This is a genomic window from Sinomonas flava (assembly GCF_039531875.1).
GTDB classification, from domain to species: domain Bacteria; phylum Actinomycetota; class Actinomycetes; order Actinomycetales; family Micrococcaceae; genus Sinomonas; species Sinomonas flava.
Genome location: NZ_BAAAQW010000013.1, coordinates 34,203 through 49,341, shown reverse-complemented (window position 1 = coordinate 49,341; position 15,139 = coordinate 34,203). Strand labels below are relative to the sequence as shown.

Genomic DNA, 15,139 nt, shown 5'->3' with positions numbered 1-15,139 from the left:
GGCTGCGCCCCCCGGAATGTGGGCGCCGGTGCCGCTGGCGTAGGCTGGACCGGTGGACGACCAGCTCGAACGACTCAACAGCCTCCCCCTCCGCGACGATCTCCGCGGACAGCACCCCTACGGTGCGCCGCAGCTTGACGTCCCCATCCAGCTCAACGTCAACGAGAACACGTATGGGGTGCCCGCGGACGTGCAGGAGGCCATCGTCGAGGCCGTCCGCGCGGTGGCCGGCGGTCTCAACCGCTACCCCGACAGGGAGTTCACCGAGCTGCGCGAGGCCCTCGCCGAGTACCTCGGCCACGGGCTGTCCGCAGAGCAGCTCTGGGCCGCGAACGGCTCCAACGAGGTCCTGCAGCAGCTCCTGCAGGCCTTCGGCGGGCCCGGCCGCACGGTCCTGAGCTTCCCGCCCACGTACTCCATGTACCCCCTGCTCGCGAGCGGCACCGGGACGGCGTACCTCCGGGGCGAGCGGTCGGCCGACTTCAGCCTGAGCCCCGAGTCCGCAGCCGCCCAGGTGCGTGAGCACGCGCCGAACATCGTCATCCTCTGCTCGCCGAACAACCCGACCGGGACGGCACTCGGCCTCGATGTCGTCGAGGCCGTCTACGAGGCGGGGGAGGCGAGCCAGAGCATCGTCATCGTCGACGAGGCGTACGCCGAGTTCGCCCAGGCAGGGACGTCCACGGCGCTCACGCTCCTTCCCGGGCGCCCCCGGCTCGTCGTCACGCGGACCATGAGCAAGGCCTTCGCCCTCGCCGGTGCCCGGCTCGGCTACCTCGCGGCGGCGCCCGAGGTGATCGACGCCCTCCGCCTCGTGCGGCTTCCCTACCACCTCTCGGCCGTCACCCAGGCCACCGCGCTCGCAGCGCTCCGGCACCGCGACTCCCTGATGGCAGAGGTCGAGGCCATCAAGGCCCAGCGCGACAGGATCGTCCGCGAGCTGACCCGGCTCGGGCTCGCCCCCGCCGCCTCGGACTCCAACTTCGTGTTCGTGACGGGCTTCGAGGACCCGCAGGCCGTGTGGCGCGGACTTCTCGAGGTCGGTGTGCTGGTGCGCGACGTCGGAATCCCCGGGAGCCTGAGGGTGACCGCCGGGACCGAAGCGGAGACCACCGCGTTCCTCACGCGGCTCGAGGAGCTGCTCGCGCACTGAGCGCGGCGGTCCCTGACCGCGCGCCGCCCCGCGCCCCCGGCACGGGGCGTCCTGCGAGGCGAATAGAATAGAGACCACACCCCCTCACCCGAAGGACACATCCATGAGCACCGAGCTGCAGACCGCGGACCTCCAGGAGCGGACTGGGCGACGCGCGCGGATGGAGCGCACGACGAGCGAGTCGTCGGTCCTCGTCGAGATCGACCTGGACGGCACCGGCCGCTCGGACATCTCCAGCAGCGTCCCGTTCTACGACCACATGCTCACGGCCCTGGCCAAGCACTCGCTCATCGATCTGACCGTCAAGGCGACGGGGGACACCCACATCGATGTCCACCACACGGTGGAGGACATCGCGATCACCCTCGGCGAGGTCCTCAAGCAGGCGCTGGGCACCAAGGCGGGCATCCGCCGCTTCGGCGAGGCGAGCGTGCCGCTGGACGAGGCCCTCGCGCACGCCGTCGTCGACGTCTCCGGGCGCCCCTACCTCGTGCACGGCGGCGAGCCTGCCGGGCAGGAGTACCACCTGATCGGCGGCCACTTCACGGGATCGCTCACGCGGCACGTGTTCGAGGCGATCACCCTGCACGCCGGCATCTGCCTGCACATGACCGTCCTCGCCGGCCGCGACCCCCACCACATTGTCGAGGCCCAGTTCAAGGCCTTCGCCCGTGCCCTCCGCGCCGCGGTCGAGCCCGACCCGCGCATCGGGGACGCCATCCCGTCGACAAAGGGAGCCCTGTGAGCACCGTACCCGGAGCGGACTCCCTTCCCGAGGCGCCGGCGGATGCCCCGGGAGGCGTGGCCGTGGACCCGCGGAACGCGGGCGGACCTGCGACGGACCCCGAGGGGCGGCCCACCGTCGTCGTGCTCGACTACGGCTCGGGCAACGTCCGGTCGGCCGTGCGCGCACTCGAACGGGCCGGAGCCGCCGTCACGCTGAGCGCGAAGGCGGAGGACGCGCTCAACGCCGACGGCCTCGTGGTGCCCGGCGTCGGCGCGTTCGCGACCGTGATGGAGGAGCTCAAGGCCGTGGACGGCCTGCGCATCATCGGCCGCCGCGTCGCCGGCGGGCGCCCGGTCCTGGCCATCTGCGTCGGGCTCCAGATCATGTTCGAGCGCGGGATCGAGCACGGTGTCGAGGCCGAGGGCCTCGGAGAATGGCCGGGCACCGTCGAACTGCTGCCCGCCGACGTCGTCCCGCACATGGGCTGGAACACCGTCACGGTCCCCGAGGGGTCGAAGCTCTTCGCCGGCGTCGAGGACGAGCGCTTCTACTTCGTGCACTCCTACGGTGTCCAGAAGTGGGAGTTCGAAGTCGCCCAGCCGCGCATGGCCCCGCCGCTGGTGACGTGGAGCGAGCACGGCGCCCCCTTCATCGCGGCAGTCGAGAACGGTCCCCTCTGCGCGACCCAGTTCCACCCCGAGAAGTCGGGAGACGCGGGCGCGCGGCTCCTGCACAACTGGGTCCAGTCACTGCGCCGGGCGACTCCCTCCGCCGCCCAGGACGCCGCCTGAATGTGGTCCGTCCTGCTGTTCGGCCTGGCCGGCCTGCTCGTCGGAGGCGCGATCTCGTTCCGCAAGCAGGGCCTTCCCAACTGGACGTGGATCGCCTTCGGCGCGCTGGCCGTGGCCGCCCTTGTGGCGGCCTACGTGCTGACCCTTCCGGCCGCATGACCTCCGAAATGTTCCCATCCCTTCCCTCCAGGAGACACACCACATGAGCGCTGGGGAGCCCATCCTCGAACTCCTGCCCGCCGTCGACATCGTGGACGGCCAGGCCGTACGCCTCGTGCAGGGAGAGGCGGGCAGCGAGACCGGCTACGGCTCGCCGCTCGACGCGGCGCTGGCGTGGCAGCAGGCCGGCGCGGAATGGGTGCACCTCGTGGACCTCGACGCGGCCTTCGGACGGGGCGACAACCGCGCCCTGATCGCGGACGTGGTCAGCAGCCTGTCGCTCAAGGTCGAGCTGTCCGGCGGCCTCCGCGACGACGCGAGCCTGGACGCGGCCCTCGCGCTGGGGGTCGCGCGCGTCAACCTCGGCACCGCCGCGATCGAGAATCCCGAGTGGACGGCCAAGGCCATCGAGCGCCACGGCGACCGGATCGCCGTCGGGCTCGACGTGCGCGGCACCACGCTCGCCGGACGTGGCTGGACCAAGGAGGGCGGCGACCTCTGGGAGGTGCTCGCACGCCTCGAGGACGCCGGCTGCGCCCGCTACGTCGTCACCGACGTGACCAAGGACGGCACCCTCCAGGGGCCCAACCTCGGCCTCCTGCGCGAGATGTGCCAGCGCACCGACAAGCCGGTCGTCGCCTCGGGCGGGATCTCCGGCCTCGATGACCTCCGCGCGCTGCGCGAGCTCGTTCCGCTCGGGGTCGAGGGCGCGATCGTGGGCAAGGCGCTCTACTCCGGCCAGTTCACGCTCCCCGAAGCGCTGGACGTGGCCGGGCGCCGCTGATGGCGCACGACGGCGACCGCGGCCATGCGCACGGCGCGCACCACGCCCACGGCGCAGGTGGGCCGCAGCGGCATCTGCCCGGCCACATCGCGGCCGCACTGGCCCGAGCCGGGAGCACCGCCGACTCGGCGGGGCAGCCGTGGGCCGGCCGTGACCTGAGCGGCGACGGCAACCCCCTCCACACCTTCGACGGCGACGAAGGCGCGGCCGACGCCGGCGTCGCGGCGGCGCTCGCCGCCCTCGCCACGGGCGCCGGGGACGAGACGGCAGTCCACCGTGCGCTCGCCACGGCCCGCGTCTTCGTCGCCGTCGTCGCGGAGCTCGCCGAGGGCGGCCTCGGTGAGCACGGATTCGCCGAGGACAAGGAGGCGGACATGGCCCTCGTGACCGTCGCGGCACCCGACGGCCGCAAGGCGCTGCCCGTCTTCACGACCGTCGAGCGACTCGCCGCGTGGCACCCCGAGGCCCGCCCTGTGGCCGTGTTCGCCCCGCGGGCGGCGCTCTCGGCAGTCTCCGAGGGCGCCGAGCTCCTCGTCCTCGACCCCGGGGCGGACGTGACGTTCGTGCTCCGCCGGCCCGGGGTTTGGGCGCTCGCTCAGCAGCGCGAGTGGACGCCGTCGTACGCGGACGCGGACCTGGTCGGCGAGGTCGGCCGGGCGTCGGAGGGCATCGAGGCGGTGCGGGGCATCGAGATCGGCCCCGGTGCAGGCGTCGCCTCGCGCGACGCGTCCGGACGTGTGCTCGCGGGCGGCGGCCCCGGGCCCGAGCTCCGCCTGACCGTGGCCCTCACGCCCGGATTGCCAGCAGAGGCAGTGCGTGAGACTGTGTCAGAGCTGCACGGCCGGCTGGCCGGCAGCGCGCGCTTCGCGGAGTCGGTCGACTCGATCGAGATCAAGGTCCGCCCGGCGACCAGCTGAGCCCGAACCGCGCACCGCCCGGGGGAGGGGACCATGGACTTCGCGCACTACGGCCAGCTCTGGCGCACGCCGATGGTGCGCCGGCTGCTCCTGGTCGCCATGGTCGCGCGGCTCCCGCACTCCGCCGCCGGAGTCCTGCTGACGCTGCATGTCGTCCAGACCCTGGGCCTCGGGTACGCCGCCGCGGGCGCCGTCGCCGCCGTGCTGACCGTCGGCATCGCTGTGGGGGCGCCCTGGCGCGGCCGGCGGGTGGATACCGCAGGTCTGCGCGCCGCCCTCGTCCCCTCGATCCTCGCCGAGGCACTCGTGTGGAGCGTGGCGCCCCACCTCGAGTATCCCTGGCTCCTGGCGGCGGCGTTCGTGGGCGGGATCTTCGCCCTGCCGATCTTCTCCGTGGTGCGGCAGTCGCTCGGCGTCATGACGAACGCTGCGCAGCGCCGCACGGCCTTCGCCCTCGACTCGATCTGCACCGAGGTGACCTTCATGGTCGGGCCCGCCCTCGCCGCCGTCGCCGCCGTGCAGGCCTCCACCGTCTGGGGGATCACTGCCGTCGGCGCCTCCGCGGCCGCTGCTGGGCTGGCGCTGATGTGGTTCAACCCGCCGACGCGCACGGGCCATCCCGGCGCCCTCTCCAGGGACAGCGCTGGGCTCGGCATGGGCGAGTCCCCGGACGACTTGCCCTCCGGGCTCGAGTCCGCCGCCCGGCCTGCCCCCGCGGAGGTCGCCGCGGGCCAGGCAGACGGGGCCTCTGGGCTCCGCCGCCTCCTGACCCGGGTGCGTGGGGCGGACTCGAGGCCGCGGGGGAGGTGGCGGGTGGGGGTCGCCGTCGTCGTCGTCATGGCCGTCGCCGCCGGCGCCGGCATGGTGCTGTCCGGCACCGACGTCGGGATCGTCGCGATCCTGCGCAGTCACGGGGACGCGGCCCAGCTCGGGATCGTCTTCTTCTTCTGGTGCGCGGCGTCCCTGGTCGGGGGGATCGTCTACGGTGCCATGCACCGGCCGGTCTCCCCGCTGGTGCTCCTGCTCGTGATGAGCGTGCTCACGATGCCGCTGGGTTTCGCGCACGACACCGGCACCCTCAGCGTGCTGTCCATCCTGCCGGGGCTCCTGTGCGCGCCCACCCTGTCGGCAGCCTCCGAACGCGTGGCGGAGCTCGTGCCCGAGGAACGGCGAGGCGAGGCGATGGGGTGGTACGGCTCTGCGCTCACCGCGGGCACGGCGCTGGGCTCTCCTCTGACCGGCACGCTCATCGACGCGGTCGGACCGGGGGCGGGCTTCGCCGGGATCGGGGCGGCCGGAGTGCTGCTGTGCTCGGCGGGCCTCGCGGCACAGGGCGCACGACGGCGCCGACGGGCGCCCGCCCCCGGCTCACCCGGCGCCTAACGTCTGGAGGTCACCTCCTGGGGGTCACACGATGCGACCGCCAGGAGGTGACCTCCAGAAGGTGACCCCTAGAGGGTGCGTACCGCCCGTGTGCGGGCGGGTGTCAGTTGACCGGGCCCGTGTACTTCTCGCCCGGGCCCTTGCCCGGCGCGTCCTGGATGGCGGACGCCTCGCGGAACGCGAGCTGGAGCGAACGCAGGCCGTCGCGCAACGGGCCGGCGTGCTGCGAGCCGATTTCGGGGGCGGCCGCCGTGACCAGCCCGGCGAGGGCGGTGATGAGCTTGCGGGCCTCATCCAGGTCCTTGAGCCCTTCGGCGTCCGGGCCCTCGGCGAGCCCGCACTTCACCGCGGCAGCGCTCATGAGGTGCACCGCCGTCGTCGTGATCACCTCGACAGCGGCGACCTCCGCGATGTCCCGCACCTGCGCGCTCACGTCCGGTGCGGCGTCGGCGGAGTCGCCGAAACTGTGGCGGTGGGCGTCGTGCGTGGTGGACGGCGCGTCGGAGGACGCGGGGTTCGGGGTGCTGCTGCTCATGCTGATAAGCTTGTCACAGACCGACTGGATGTCGTTATTCCAGTGGCGGGCGCCTCACCGACAACGCACCGGTTCCCCGGGACCGTTCCGTTGCACGGTTGTCTGCGTCAACCCTGTATAATTGACAGATAGTTTGCAAGCGGAGATCTCTCCCACCTGTCGGCGTCCGGGCCTCACGGCCGGAAAGCTGCCGGGTACTCAGGTTGGCCGGACGGCGCGCGCCGTCGCTCCGGGCAGGCGCTCCAGCGGGGCGTGTCCATCCGAGGCCTCCGATTGCACCGGCAATCGGGGGCCTTCCTTGTTGCCGGGCACGTCCGCACATGTACAGGAGCTTGAACATTAGCGATCCACGCATCAATGAGCGAATCCGCGTCCCCGAGGTGCGCCTCGTCGGGCCCGCCGGAGAGCAGGTCGGCATCGTCCGCATCGAGGATGCCTTGCGCCTGGCCGCTGAGGCCGACCTCGATCTCGTTGAGGTAGCACCGCAGGCCAAGCCGCCGGTGTGCAAGCTGATGGACTTCGGCAAGTACAAGTACGAGGCCGCGGTCAAGGCGCGTGAGGCGCGCAAGAACCAGACCAACACGGTCCTGAAGGAAATCCGCTTCCGCCTCAAGATCGACAAGCACGACTACGAGACGAAGACGGGCCACGCCCTCCGCTTCCTCGGTGCGGGCGACAAGGTCAAGGCCATGATCCAGTTCCGCGGCCGTGAGCAGCAGCGCCCGGAGATGGGCATCCGCCTGCTCCAGAGGTTCGCTGAGGACGTCGCCGAGGTGGGTGCTGTCGAGTCCGCCCCGCGCATCGACGGACGCAACATGGTTATGGTGATCGGCCCGCTCAAGAACAAGGCGGAGGCCAAGGCGGAGGCCCGTCGCGCAGCCCAGCGCGCCACGGACAAGGCCAAGGCGGAGGCGGCGAAGGCGGGGAATGTCACCGCCGACGGCGCCCCCCTGACGCAGTCGCTCGCGGACTCCATCCCTGCGGAGCTGCTCCAGGCAGCCACGGCCCGCGAGGCCGAGGCGCCCGAGGCTGAGGCGCCCGAGGTCGAGGAGACGCCCACCGCGGCGCCTTCGGCTCCTGAGGAGGCCCCCGCGGCCGAGGAGGCCCAGGGCTCCGAGGAGGTTCCGGCCCCCGAGGAGGCTCCGGCCCCCGAGGAGGCTCCGGCCCCCGAGGAGGTTCCGGCCCCCGAGGCGGACAAGCCGCAGGCCGAGCCCGTGGCGGCCCAGCCTTCCCAGGCCAAGGCGCAGCCCGCTGAGCCGAAGGCTCCCCGCGAGACCGCAGCACCGAAGCCCGCCCGTGAGACCGCCGCGCCGAAGCCCGCCGCCTCGGGTGCGTCCAAGCCGGCGGCTCCGGCCGCGCCCAAGCCGGTCCCGTCGCCGTCGTCCGCGCGCCCCTCGGCGCCCAAGCCGGCGGCGCCGAAGCCCAGCGTTCCCAAGCCCGGTGTGCCGCGCCCGTCCGCGGCCACGCCGAAGCCCTCCGCCCCGAAGCCGACGGCACCCCGGCCGTCCGGCCGGCGGGGCAACTAGCCAGACCCGGCAGACGGACCGGCGCCTGAGAGGGCGCCGTTCCGCCCAGCCAGTCCACCGCCGCCGGCCTGCCGGCGGGCGGAGAAACCAGTCGGTCCGCGCAAGCTGACCGCCAGAGAAAGCCGCGGCCTCGCGCCGCGGGTACGTAAGGAGATCGGTTCCCATGCCGAAGATGAAGACCCACAGTGGCGCCAAGAAGCGCTTCAAGCTGACCGGCTCGGGCAAGCTCAAGCGCCAGCAGGCCAACCGCCGCCACTACCTCGAGCACAAGCCCACTACGCTCACGCGCCGCCTCGCCGGCGACAAGATCGTCTCCCCGGGCGACGCCAAGGTCATCAAGCGGATGCTGGGCGTCTGATTTCTTCCACCCACCGGCCCCTCCGGGGCCACTAGCCATCCCGGCCGGGCGCATCGCCCGGGTGTCTGGGAGAGATTCAAAAGGAGTACGCACGTGGCACGTGTGAAGCGGGCGGTCAACGCCCACAAGAAGCGCCGGACCATCCTCGATCGGGCCTCCGGCTACCGCGGCCAGCGCTCGCGCCTGTACCGCAAGGCCAAGGAGCAGCTGCTGCACTCGTTCGTGTACAGCTACCAGGACCGCCACAAGCGCAAGGGCGACTTCCGTCGCCTCTGGATCCAGCGCATCAACGCCGCCTCCCGCGCGAACGGCCTGACCTACAACCGCCTCATCCAGGGCCTCAAGGCCGCCGAGGTCGAGGTCGACCGCCGCATGCTCGCCGAGCTGGCTGTCTCCGACGCGACCGCGTTTGCCGCCCTCGTCGAGGTCGCCAAGAACGCCCTCCCGGCCGACGTCAACGCCCCCGTCGCCAAGTAGCGAGCGGACGTCGCGGCCCGCGACCCCCTTCGACAGCGCCCGTGCAGCCCTGCTGCGCGGGCGCTGCCGCGTCCCGGGGCGCCCCGGCGTCGCTAGAGTTGGTCCGTGACACCGACCGAGACCATGGCCAATCCCCGCGCAGACCGTGTGCGTGACGTCGCCAAGCTGGCGACGCGCGCGGCGAGGAACCGGCGTCGCCGCTTCCTCGCCGAAGGTCCCCAGGCGGTGCGTGAGGCGCTGCGCCTCGACGCTGAGCGGCGCGCCGAGGGGCGGGACGCCGTCGTCGCCGAGGTGTACGCGAGCGAGGCCTGCCTGGACCGCTATCCCGAGATCGCCGGGCCGGCCGCGGCGACCGGCCAGCTCCGCCTCGCGACCGACGACGTGCTGGCCGCCATGGCGGATACCGTCAACCCGCAGGGCGTCGTCGCCGTGTGCACGATGCTCGACGTCGCGCTCGAGGACGTCCTCGCCCGCCGCCCGCGGCTCCTGGCCGTCATGTGCCGGGTCCAGGATCCCGGCAATGCAGGCACCATCCTCCGCGCCGCGGACTCGGCCGGTGCCGACGCGGTCGTGCTCACGGCCGGCAGCGTCGACATCTACAACCCGAAGGCGGTCCGCAGTACCGCCGGGTCGCTCTTCCACGTCCCCGTGGTGCTCGGTGTCGAACCGGAGGACCTTGCTGCTGCGGCCCGCGCCGCCGGGCTCGGGATCCTGGCAGCCGACGGCGACGGCCCGGTCGATCTCGACCGGCTCCAGGACGAGTCGGCGGCAAGGCGCATGGGCACCGCCGCCGCTGCCGGGGAGTACCGCCTCGAGGCGCCCACCGCGTGGCTGTTCGGGAACGAGGCTCAGGGCCTCAGCGAGGGAGAGAAGGCCCTCGCCGACCACCGTGTGGCCGTCCCGCTCTACGGCGCGGCCGAGAGCCTCAATGTCGGCACCGCCGCCACCGTCTGCCTGTACGCGAGCGCCCGCAGCCAGAGGCGCTGACCCCGAGCCGAGGCCGGTTCCCGGCGTGCCCCAACGGGTAGGTTGGTACCGATCGCACTTCGGGACTTGAGGAGAAAGCAGGCACCATCATGGCTTCTGGCGGTGGGACCAAGGCCGTCGTCGCGGCGCTGTCCGCGAATCTGGCCATCGCGGTGATGAAGTTCGTCGCGTTCTTGCTCACGGCGTCGTCGTCGATGCTCGCGGAGGCCATCCACTCGGTGGCCGATTCGGGCAACCAGGTCCTCTTGCTCGTCGGCGGCAAGCGGGCCGGGAAGCAGGCGAGCCCCGAGCACCCCTTCGGCTACGGCCGGGCGAGGTACATCTACGCCTTCATTGTCTCGATCGTCCTCTTCACCGTGGGCGGCCTCTTCGCGCTGTTCGAAGCGTGGGAGAAGTTCCACGACCCGCACGGGATCGAGGGGTCGTGGTGGTGGGTTCCCCTGGCCGTCCTCGTCGGGGCAGTCATCGCCGAGGGGCTGTCCTTCCGCACGGCGATCCACGAGTCCAACCAGATCCGCGGGAACCAGTCTTGGGTCTCGTTCGTCCGCAGCGCCAAGCAGCCCGAGCTGCCGGTGATCCTGCTCGAGGACTTCGGTGCCCTCCTCGGCCTGGTGTTCGCACTCTTCGGTGTCTCGCTCACGCTCATCACCGGCAACGGGGTCTGGGACGCCCTCGGCACCGCCATGATCGGCATCCTGCTCGTCATCATCGCCGGGGTCCTCGCCGTCGAGACGAGCTCGCTCCTGCTCGGCGAAGCCGCCACGAGGACCGACGTGGCGAAGATCGAGGGAGCCATCCGGTCCGACGGGACCCGCATCATCCACCTGCGCACCATGCATTTGGGCCCGGATGAGCTCCTCGTCGGCGTGAAGATCAGCGTCGCGCCGGGGGCATCGGGGGCCGAGATCGCCCAGGCCATCGACGCCACCGAGGTGCGCATCCGGGAGGCCGTTCCCGCAGCCCGCGTGATCTACATCGAACCGGACATCCAGCGGGACCGGCCCTCCCGGGGAACCCCCGCTGCCGAGCCGGAGGTGCCCCGCACGGGGTCGCACTGAGAATCGGCGGCGGACTCCAGTCTCCGGTGGAGGCGGACGGATCCGTGACCCGGCGTCCGCGGCGGGATCAAGCGCGACGGGGGCAGCCCGGGTTGGGCTGCCGCCGTCGCGCTCGCTCGCGTCGCGCTAGGAGACGGGGTGGCGGCGCTCGAGGCGGCCGCTGAGGAGCGCGATCGCGAGGCCGAGCACCGCGAGCACCGCTCCGACGTAGGCGGGGGCGGTGAATCCCCAGCCGGCCGCGATGACGACCCCGCCGAGGAATGCGCCGAGGGCGTTGGCGACGTTCAGGGCGGAGTGGCTGAGCGACGTCGCGAGCGTCGCTGCACCTGGGGCCGAGTCCAGCAGCCGCGACTGGAGCGCGGGGATGAGGATGGACCCGGAGCCGCCCACCACGAACACCATGAGGAGCGCGGTGGGCCACCACGACGCTGCCAGTCCGTAGACCACCATGACGGCCGCGACGGAGGCGAGCGCCCAATAGATGGTGCCCATGACGGAGCGGTCTGCGAGCCTCCCGCCGACCACGTTGCCCACGACCATGCCGAGCCCGTACAGCGCCACGACGAGGGGGATCAGGGACTCCGGGAGCCCCGCGACCGCGGTCATGGTGTGCGCGATGTAGGTGTAGGTCGCGAAGAAGCCGCCGAAGCCCACCACGCCCACGGCGAGCGCGAGCCAGAGCTGCACCCGGCGCAGAGCTGACAGCTCGCGGCGGACGCTGGCCTCCGGGTGCGCGGGCTCGAACGGGACGAAGCGGGCCACGAGGGCGACACACGCGAGCGCGATCACCGCTGTTGCCACGAAGAGGAGCCGCCACCCGAACGCCTGGCCCAGCCATGTCGCCGCCGGAACCCCGAGCACGTTCGCGATGGTCAGCCCGGACATGACGGTCGCGATTGCCCAGCCGCGTTTGGTCGGGGCCACGAGCGAGGCCGCGATGACTGCTGCGGTGCCGAAGTAGGCCCCGTGGGGGAGGCCCGCGGCGAAACGGGACATCATCATCGTGCCGTAGTCCGCGGCAGCGAAGGAGGAGAGGTTGGCGAGCGCGTAGAACGCCATGAGCCCGAGCGCGAGGGCCTTGCGCGGCAGGCGCGCCCCGACGGCTGCGAGCACGGGCGCGCCCACGACGACGCCGAGCGCATACGCCGAGATCAGCTGGCCGGCCTCCGGCGTGCTGATGGAGAGGCCGCGTTCGACCTCCTTCAGCAGCCCCATCGTCGCGAACTCGACAGTGCCGATGGCGAAGCCGCCGATGCCGAGGGCGAGCATCGCCCAGAAGAGGGGGCGCGGGGCGAGCACGGTGGACCCGTGGCGCGGCGCGGCCGCCGTGGTCTGGGAGGCCCGCGCCGCGGATGCGGAGGCCTGGGCCTCGGCAGCGGCCGTCGGCGGGAGGAGAGCGGGATCGGGCTGGGGCACGGTGGGGTGTCCTTGGGATAGGTCGGGGCGGGGGGCGGTGAGGAACGCCGTCGGCCCTCGATCTGCCCTCAACACTACGGGACGCCGGTCCATTCCCTCCTAGACTGGCCCGATGCATGAGGAGAGGCAGGAGACCCCGAACGGCGCGGCCGCCGCGACGCTCGTCCAGGTGGTCGGAGGCGCCATCGTCGACTCGCTCGAGCGGCCCAGCCGGCTGCTGGCCGCGCGCAGGACGGCCCCGCCCGCGCTGGCCGGCCTGTGGGAGTTCCCGGGCGGCAAGGTCGAGCCCGGGGAAGCCCCCGAGGACGGGCTGCGGCGCGAGCTCGCTGAGGAACTCGGCATCGACGTCGTGCTGGGGGACGAGGTCCCCGGACCACTCGCCCAGGGGTGGCCCCTCAACGCGCGTGCCGCGATGCGCGTGTGGTTGGCGGAGGTCGCGGCCGGCGTCCCCGAGCCGCTCGAGGACCACGACGAGCTCCTCTGGGTCTCCCTCGAGGGACGCGCCCTCCAGGACCTCCCGTGGATCCCGGCTGACTTTCCCATCGTGGACGCTGTGCGGAGCCAGGCGACCGCGGGTCGATGAGTGCTCAGAACCTGGGTGCTCGGAACCTGGGTTCTCAGAAGAGGGTCTGCTGGCCGGAGTCCTGACGGGCCGCGGTCGCCTCCGCCGGCTGCCCGGCCTCCCGCACCCCTGCGTCACGATGCCCGAACCCTTCGGTGCGGCCGAAGCCGTGGCGCTTCTTCGCCGCGGAGACGCGCCCGGCGAGCCATGTCCGGTACTCTGCCGGGGCGTAGGCGCCCTTCGAGTAGAGCCTGCGGTATCGGCCCACGAGCTGCGGGTGCCTCCGGGCGAGCCAACCGATGAACCACTCGCGTGTCCCGGGGCGCAGGTGGAGGGCGCCCGCCGTCACGCCGGTCGCACCCGCGGCGGCCAGCGCCCCCATGAGGGCGTCGAGGTGCTCTTCCGAGTCGGTCAGCCACGGCAGGATCGGCATGGCCATCACGCCGCAGGGCAGCCCGGCCTCGCGGAGGCGGGAGATGAGCCTCAGCCGGGCCGAGGGCGAGGGCGTCCCCGGCTCGAGCGCCGACTGCAGGTCGGGGTCCAGGACGGCGAGGGAGATGCTAGTCCCGATCGGGACGTGGGTGCTGGCGGCCTTTAGCAGCGGGATGTCCCGGGCGAGCAGCGTTCCCTTGGTGAGGATCGAGAACGGCGTGCCCGAATCGGCGAGCGCCCGGATGATGCCGGGCATGAGGGCGTAGCGCCCTTCGGCGCGCTGGTACGGGTCGGTGTTGGTCCCCAGCGCCACGTGCTCCCGGCTCCAGGAGGGCTTCGACACCTCGGCCCGGAGCACCTCGCCCACGTTGACCTTGACCACGAGCTGGCGGTCGAAGTCGAGCCCGGCGTCGAGGTCCAGGTACGTGTGGGTGTTGCGGGCGAAGCAGTACACGCACGCGTGGCTGCAGCCGCGGTAGGGGTTGACTGTCCAGCGGAAGGGCATGGAGGACGCCGGCGGTACCTTGTTGAGCGCCGATTTCGCGGCGACCTCGTGGAAGGTGATTCCGTGGAACTCCGGCGTCCTGACCGTGCGCAGCGCCCCTGCCAGGGGAAGGAGGGGCGGCTGGGCCGGCTCGTCGGCGGTCCCCTGGAGGGGGAGTTCGGAGACCGCCTGCGTGTTCCATCGCATGGCGTCTATTCGAAACTATGTTCGATAACCTGTCAAGAAGGCGTCCGGCGCGTCGGATCAGTCCAGCGTCCAGGTCACCGTCACGCTCGCCGCGACCTCGGCCTGCCCCGCTTCCAGCCCGGGGCCGGCGTCGGCGGCCAGCGCGACGCGGCGCAGGGGCACTGGCTGGCCCTCGGGCGCGCTGGCCCCGGCGTCGATCCTCACCACGGGCCCGAGGTGGCGCTGCGCGAACGAGGCGAGCCGCTCCGCGGACGACCGGGCGTCCTCGAACGCGGCCTCCTGCGCCCGGGTCCTCGCGGGGGAGGGGTCCGAGACGACGAGGGATACCCCGTGGATCCTCGCCGCGTCCCCGCCGGCGGCGACGACGGCGTCGAGCAGGTCTCCGGCGGCCGCCAGGTCCCGGACCGCCAGCGTGAGCCCCCGGTTGGCGGCGTAGCCGAGCAGCTGGTGGCCGCGTCCCTCCTGCCACGCCGTCTCGCTCGTGACAGAGAGGGCGCTGGAGGTGATGTCCTCCCGGTGCACCCCTCCGGCGAGGGCTGCCGAGACCATCGCCTGCGCCGCCCTCGTGGCCTCGGCGAACGCCTCGGCGAGCCGGGGGGAGCGGGACTCCGCGGCAAGGCGCAGCACCGCGGTGTCCGGCGCCACCCGCACCACGCCGGTGCCGGTGATGGTGATCGACTCCCCGGTCTTCATGGACGTCCTCTCTCGTGACCGCGCTCGGCGACGTACCCGCCGTCGGCGAGCCCGGCCAGCCTCTCGAAGGGGTTCAGGGCCGCAGGGTCCCCGCTCCGCGCCCACGACCAGAGCGCTGAGGCGAAGTACAGCGGCAGGAAGGGAAGGCCCAGGCAGAACGCGTACTGGGTCGCGTGCCGGGACTCGTGAGCCAGAAGCGCAGGCCGAGCCATGAGCGCCCCAGCGCTGCCCCTGGTGAAGACGACGTTTCCCACAACGAACGCCCCCGCGAGGGGCAGCCTGGGGCGGTAGCCCTCGGCGATGAAGAGGCCGTCGGGACCACGGTGCAGCGGCGTGCGCGCACTCGCCGCGAGCGCCAGGCCCAGCGGCGTCGAGAGGTTCAGGGTGTTGAGCACCGCCCGTGCCCGGCTCCCAAGGCGCACAGGGGCATGGTAGCCGTGAACTAGACTTGGCGGGTGCCCGAGACTACACCGCAACCTGCCGATACCGA

General features: G+C 72.5%; 18 protein-coding genes. 13 read left to right on the top strand and 5 right to left on the bottom strand.

Translation table 11 applies throughout. The features are described 5' to 3' along the window. The first annotated feature begins 52 nt into the window (after positions 1–52). The 7 genes from ABD298_RS17260 to ABD298_RS17230 all read left to right on the top strand — a co-directional run bounded on the left by ABD298_RS17260 (position 53) and on the right by ABD298_RS17230 (position 5,914). Positions 53–1,153: a histidinol-phosphate transaminase gene (locus ABD298_RS17260; protein ID WP_344301041.1), complete on the top strand. Its 1,101-nt coding sequence runs from the start codon at positions 53–55 to the stop codon at positions 1,151–1,153. 103 nt (positions 1,154–1,256) lie between these two features. Beyond that, positions 1,257–1,898, top strand: a complete 642-nt coding sequence (gene hisB, locus ABD298_RS17255; protein WP_208712239.1) for an imidazoleglycerol-phosphate dehydratase HisB — start codon at positions 1,257–1,259, stop codon at positions 1,896–1,898. A 56-nt stretch (positions 1,899–1,954) separates the two neighbouring features. Further along, positions 1,955–2,671: an imidazole glycerol phosphate synthase subunit HisH gene (gene hisH, locus ABD298_RS17250; protein WP_344301082.1), complete on the top strand. Its 717-nt coding sequence runs from the start codon at positions 1,955–1,957 to the stop codon at positions 2,669–2,671. After that, positions 2,672–2,830: a hypothetical protein gene (locus ABD298_RS17245; RefSeq protein WP_208712240.1), complete on the top strand. Its 159-nt coding sequence runs from the start codon at positions 2,672–2,674 to the stop codon at positions 2,828–2,830. It abuts the gene before it with no gap. Positions 2,831–2,873: 43 nt separating this feature from the next. Next, positions 2,874–3,614 carry a bifunctional 1-(5-phosphoribosyl)-5-((5-phosphoribosylamino)methylideneamino)imidazole-4-carboxamide isomerase/phosphoribosylanthranilate isomerase PriA gene (gene priA / locus ABD298_RS17240; protein ID WP_344301040.1) on the top strand — a complete coding sequence of 247 codons (741 nt, stop codon included), beginning with the start codon at positions 2,874–2,876 and terminating at the stop codon, positions 3,612–3,614. After that, a complete protein-coding gene (locus tag ABD298_RS17235; protein ID WP_344301039.1) occupies positions 3,614–4,531 on the top strand; it encodes an SseB family protein in 918 nt (305 codons plus the stop codon). Before priA ends, ABD298_RS17235 begins: the two co-directional genes overlap by 1 nt. A 33-nt stretch (positions 4,532–4,564) precedes the next feature. After that, positions 4,565–5,914 carry an MFS transporter gene (locus ABD298_RS17230; protein WP_344301038.1) on the top strand — a complete coding sequence of 450 codons (1,350 nt, stop codon included), beginning with the start codon at positions 4,565–4,567 and terminating at the stop codon, positions 5,912–5,914. A 103-nt stretch (positions 5,915–6,017) separates the two neighbouring features. On the opposite strand, the gene ABD298_RS17225 is transcribed toward ABD298_RS17230, so the two are convergent. Next, positions 6,018–6,449, bottom strand: a complete 432-nt coding sequence (locus ABD298_RS17225; RefSeq protein ID WP_344301037.1) for a DUF1844 domain-containing protein — start codon at positions 6,447–6,449, stop codon at positions 6,018–6,020. A gap of 332 nt (positions 6,450–6,781) precedes the next feature. Here ABD298_RS17225 and infC point away from each other — a divergent pair, with 332 nt between their 5' ends. The 5 genes from infC (at position 6,782) to ABD298_RS17200 (ending at position 10,855) form a co-directional block, all read left to right on the top strand. Next, the gene (gene infC / locus ABD298_RS17220; protein WP_344301036.1) at positions 6,782–7,975 is read left to right on the top strand and encodes a translation initiation factor IF-3; all 1,194 of its coding nucleotides are present in this window, start codon (positions 6,782–6,784) and stop codon (positions 7,973–7,975) included. Between the two features lie 163 nt (positions 7,976–8,138). Next, on the top strand, positions 8,139–8,333 hold the full coding sequence (rpmI, locus tag ABD298_RS17215; RefSeq protein WP_208712246.1) for a 50S ribosomal protein L35: 195 nt from the start codon (positions 8,139–8,141) through the stop codon (positions 8,331–8,333). Positions 8,334–8,426: 93 nt separating this feature from the next. Then, positions 8,427–8,810 (top strand): 50S ribosomal protein L20, encoded by a 384-nt coding sequence (gene rplT / locus ABD298_RS17210; protein WP_208712247.1) that lies wholly within the window; start codon positions 8,427–8,429, stop codon positions 8,808–8,810. Between the two features lie 123 nt (positions 8,811–8,933). Then, complete coding sequence (locus ABD298_RS17205) at positions 8,934–9,797, top strand: TrmH family RNA methyltransferase (protein ID WP_344301079.1); 864 nt, start codon at positions 8,934–8,936, stop codon at positions 9,795–9,797. Between the two features lie 89 nt (positions 9,798–9,886). Then, positions 9,887–10,855, top strand: a complete 969-nt coding sequence (locus ABD298_RS17200) for a cation diffusion facilitator family transporter (protein ID WP_344301035.1) — start codon at positions 9,887–9,889, stop codon at positions 10,853–10,855. A 126-nt stretch (positions 10,856–10,981) separates the two neighbouring features. Here the strand turns inward: ABD298_RS17200 and ABD298_RS17195 are convergent, their stop codons facing one another. Further along, complete coding sequence (locus ABD298_RS17195) at positions 10,982–12,124, bottom strand: MFS transporter (protein ID WP_344301078.1); 1,143 nt, start codon at positions 12,122–12,124, stop codon at positions 10,982–10,984. Positions 12,125–12,383: 259 nt separating this feature from the next. Here ABD298_RS17195 and ABD298_RS17190 point away from each other — a divergent pair, with 259 nt between their 5' ends. Beyond that, a complete protein-coding gene (locus tag ABD298_RS17190) occupies positions 12,384–12,854 on the top strand; it encodes a (deoxy)nucleoside triphosphate pyrophosphohydrolase (protein ID WP_344301034.1) in 471 nt (156 codons plus the stop codon). A gap of 34 nt (positions 12,855–12,888) precedes the next feature. Here ABD298_RS17190 and ABD298_RS17185 read toward each other — a convergent pair whose 3' ends face one another. From ABD298_RS17185 to ABD298_RS17175, 3 genes are read right to left on the bottom strand one after another with little or no spacing between them, the layout of a single operon-like run. Further along, a complete protein-coding gene (locus ABD298_RS17185; protein ID WP_344301033.1) occupies positions 12,889–13,956 on the bottom strand; it encodes an Rv2578c family radical SAM protein in 1,068 nt (355 codons plus the stop codon). Positions 13,957–14,013: 57 nt separating this feature from the next. Next, a complete protein-coding gene (locus ABD298_RS17180; protein ID WP_344301032.1) occupies positions 14,014–14,649 on the bottom strand; it encodes an SIMPL domain-containing protein in 636 nt (211 codons plus the stop codon). Beyond that, the gene (locus ABD298_RS17175) at positions 14,646–15,071 is read right to left on the bottom strand and encodes a hypothetical protein (RefSeq protein ID WP_344301031.1); all 426 of its coding nucleotides are present in this window, start codon (positions 15,069–15,071) and stop codon (positions 14,646–14,648) included. Before ABD298_RS17175 ends, ABD298_RS17180 begins: the two co-directional genes overlap by 4 nt. Positions 15,072–15,139 lie beyond the last annotated feature (68 nt).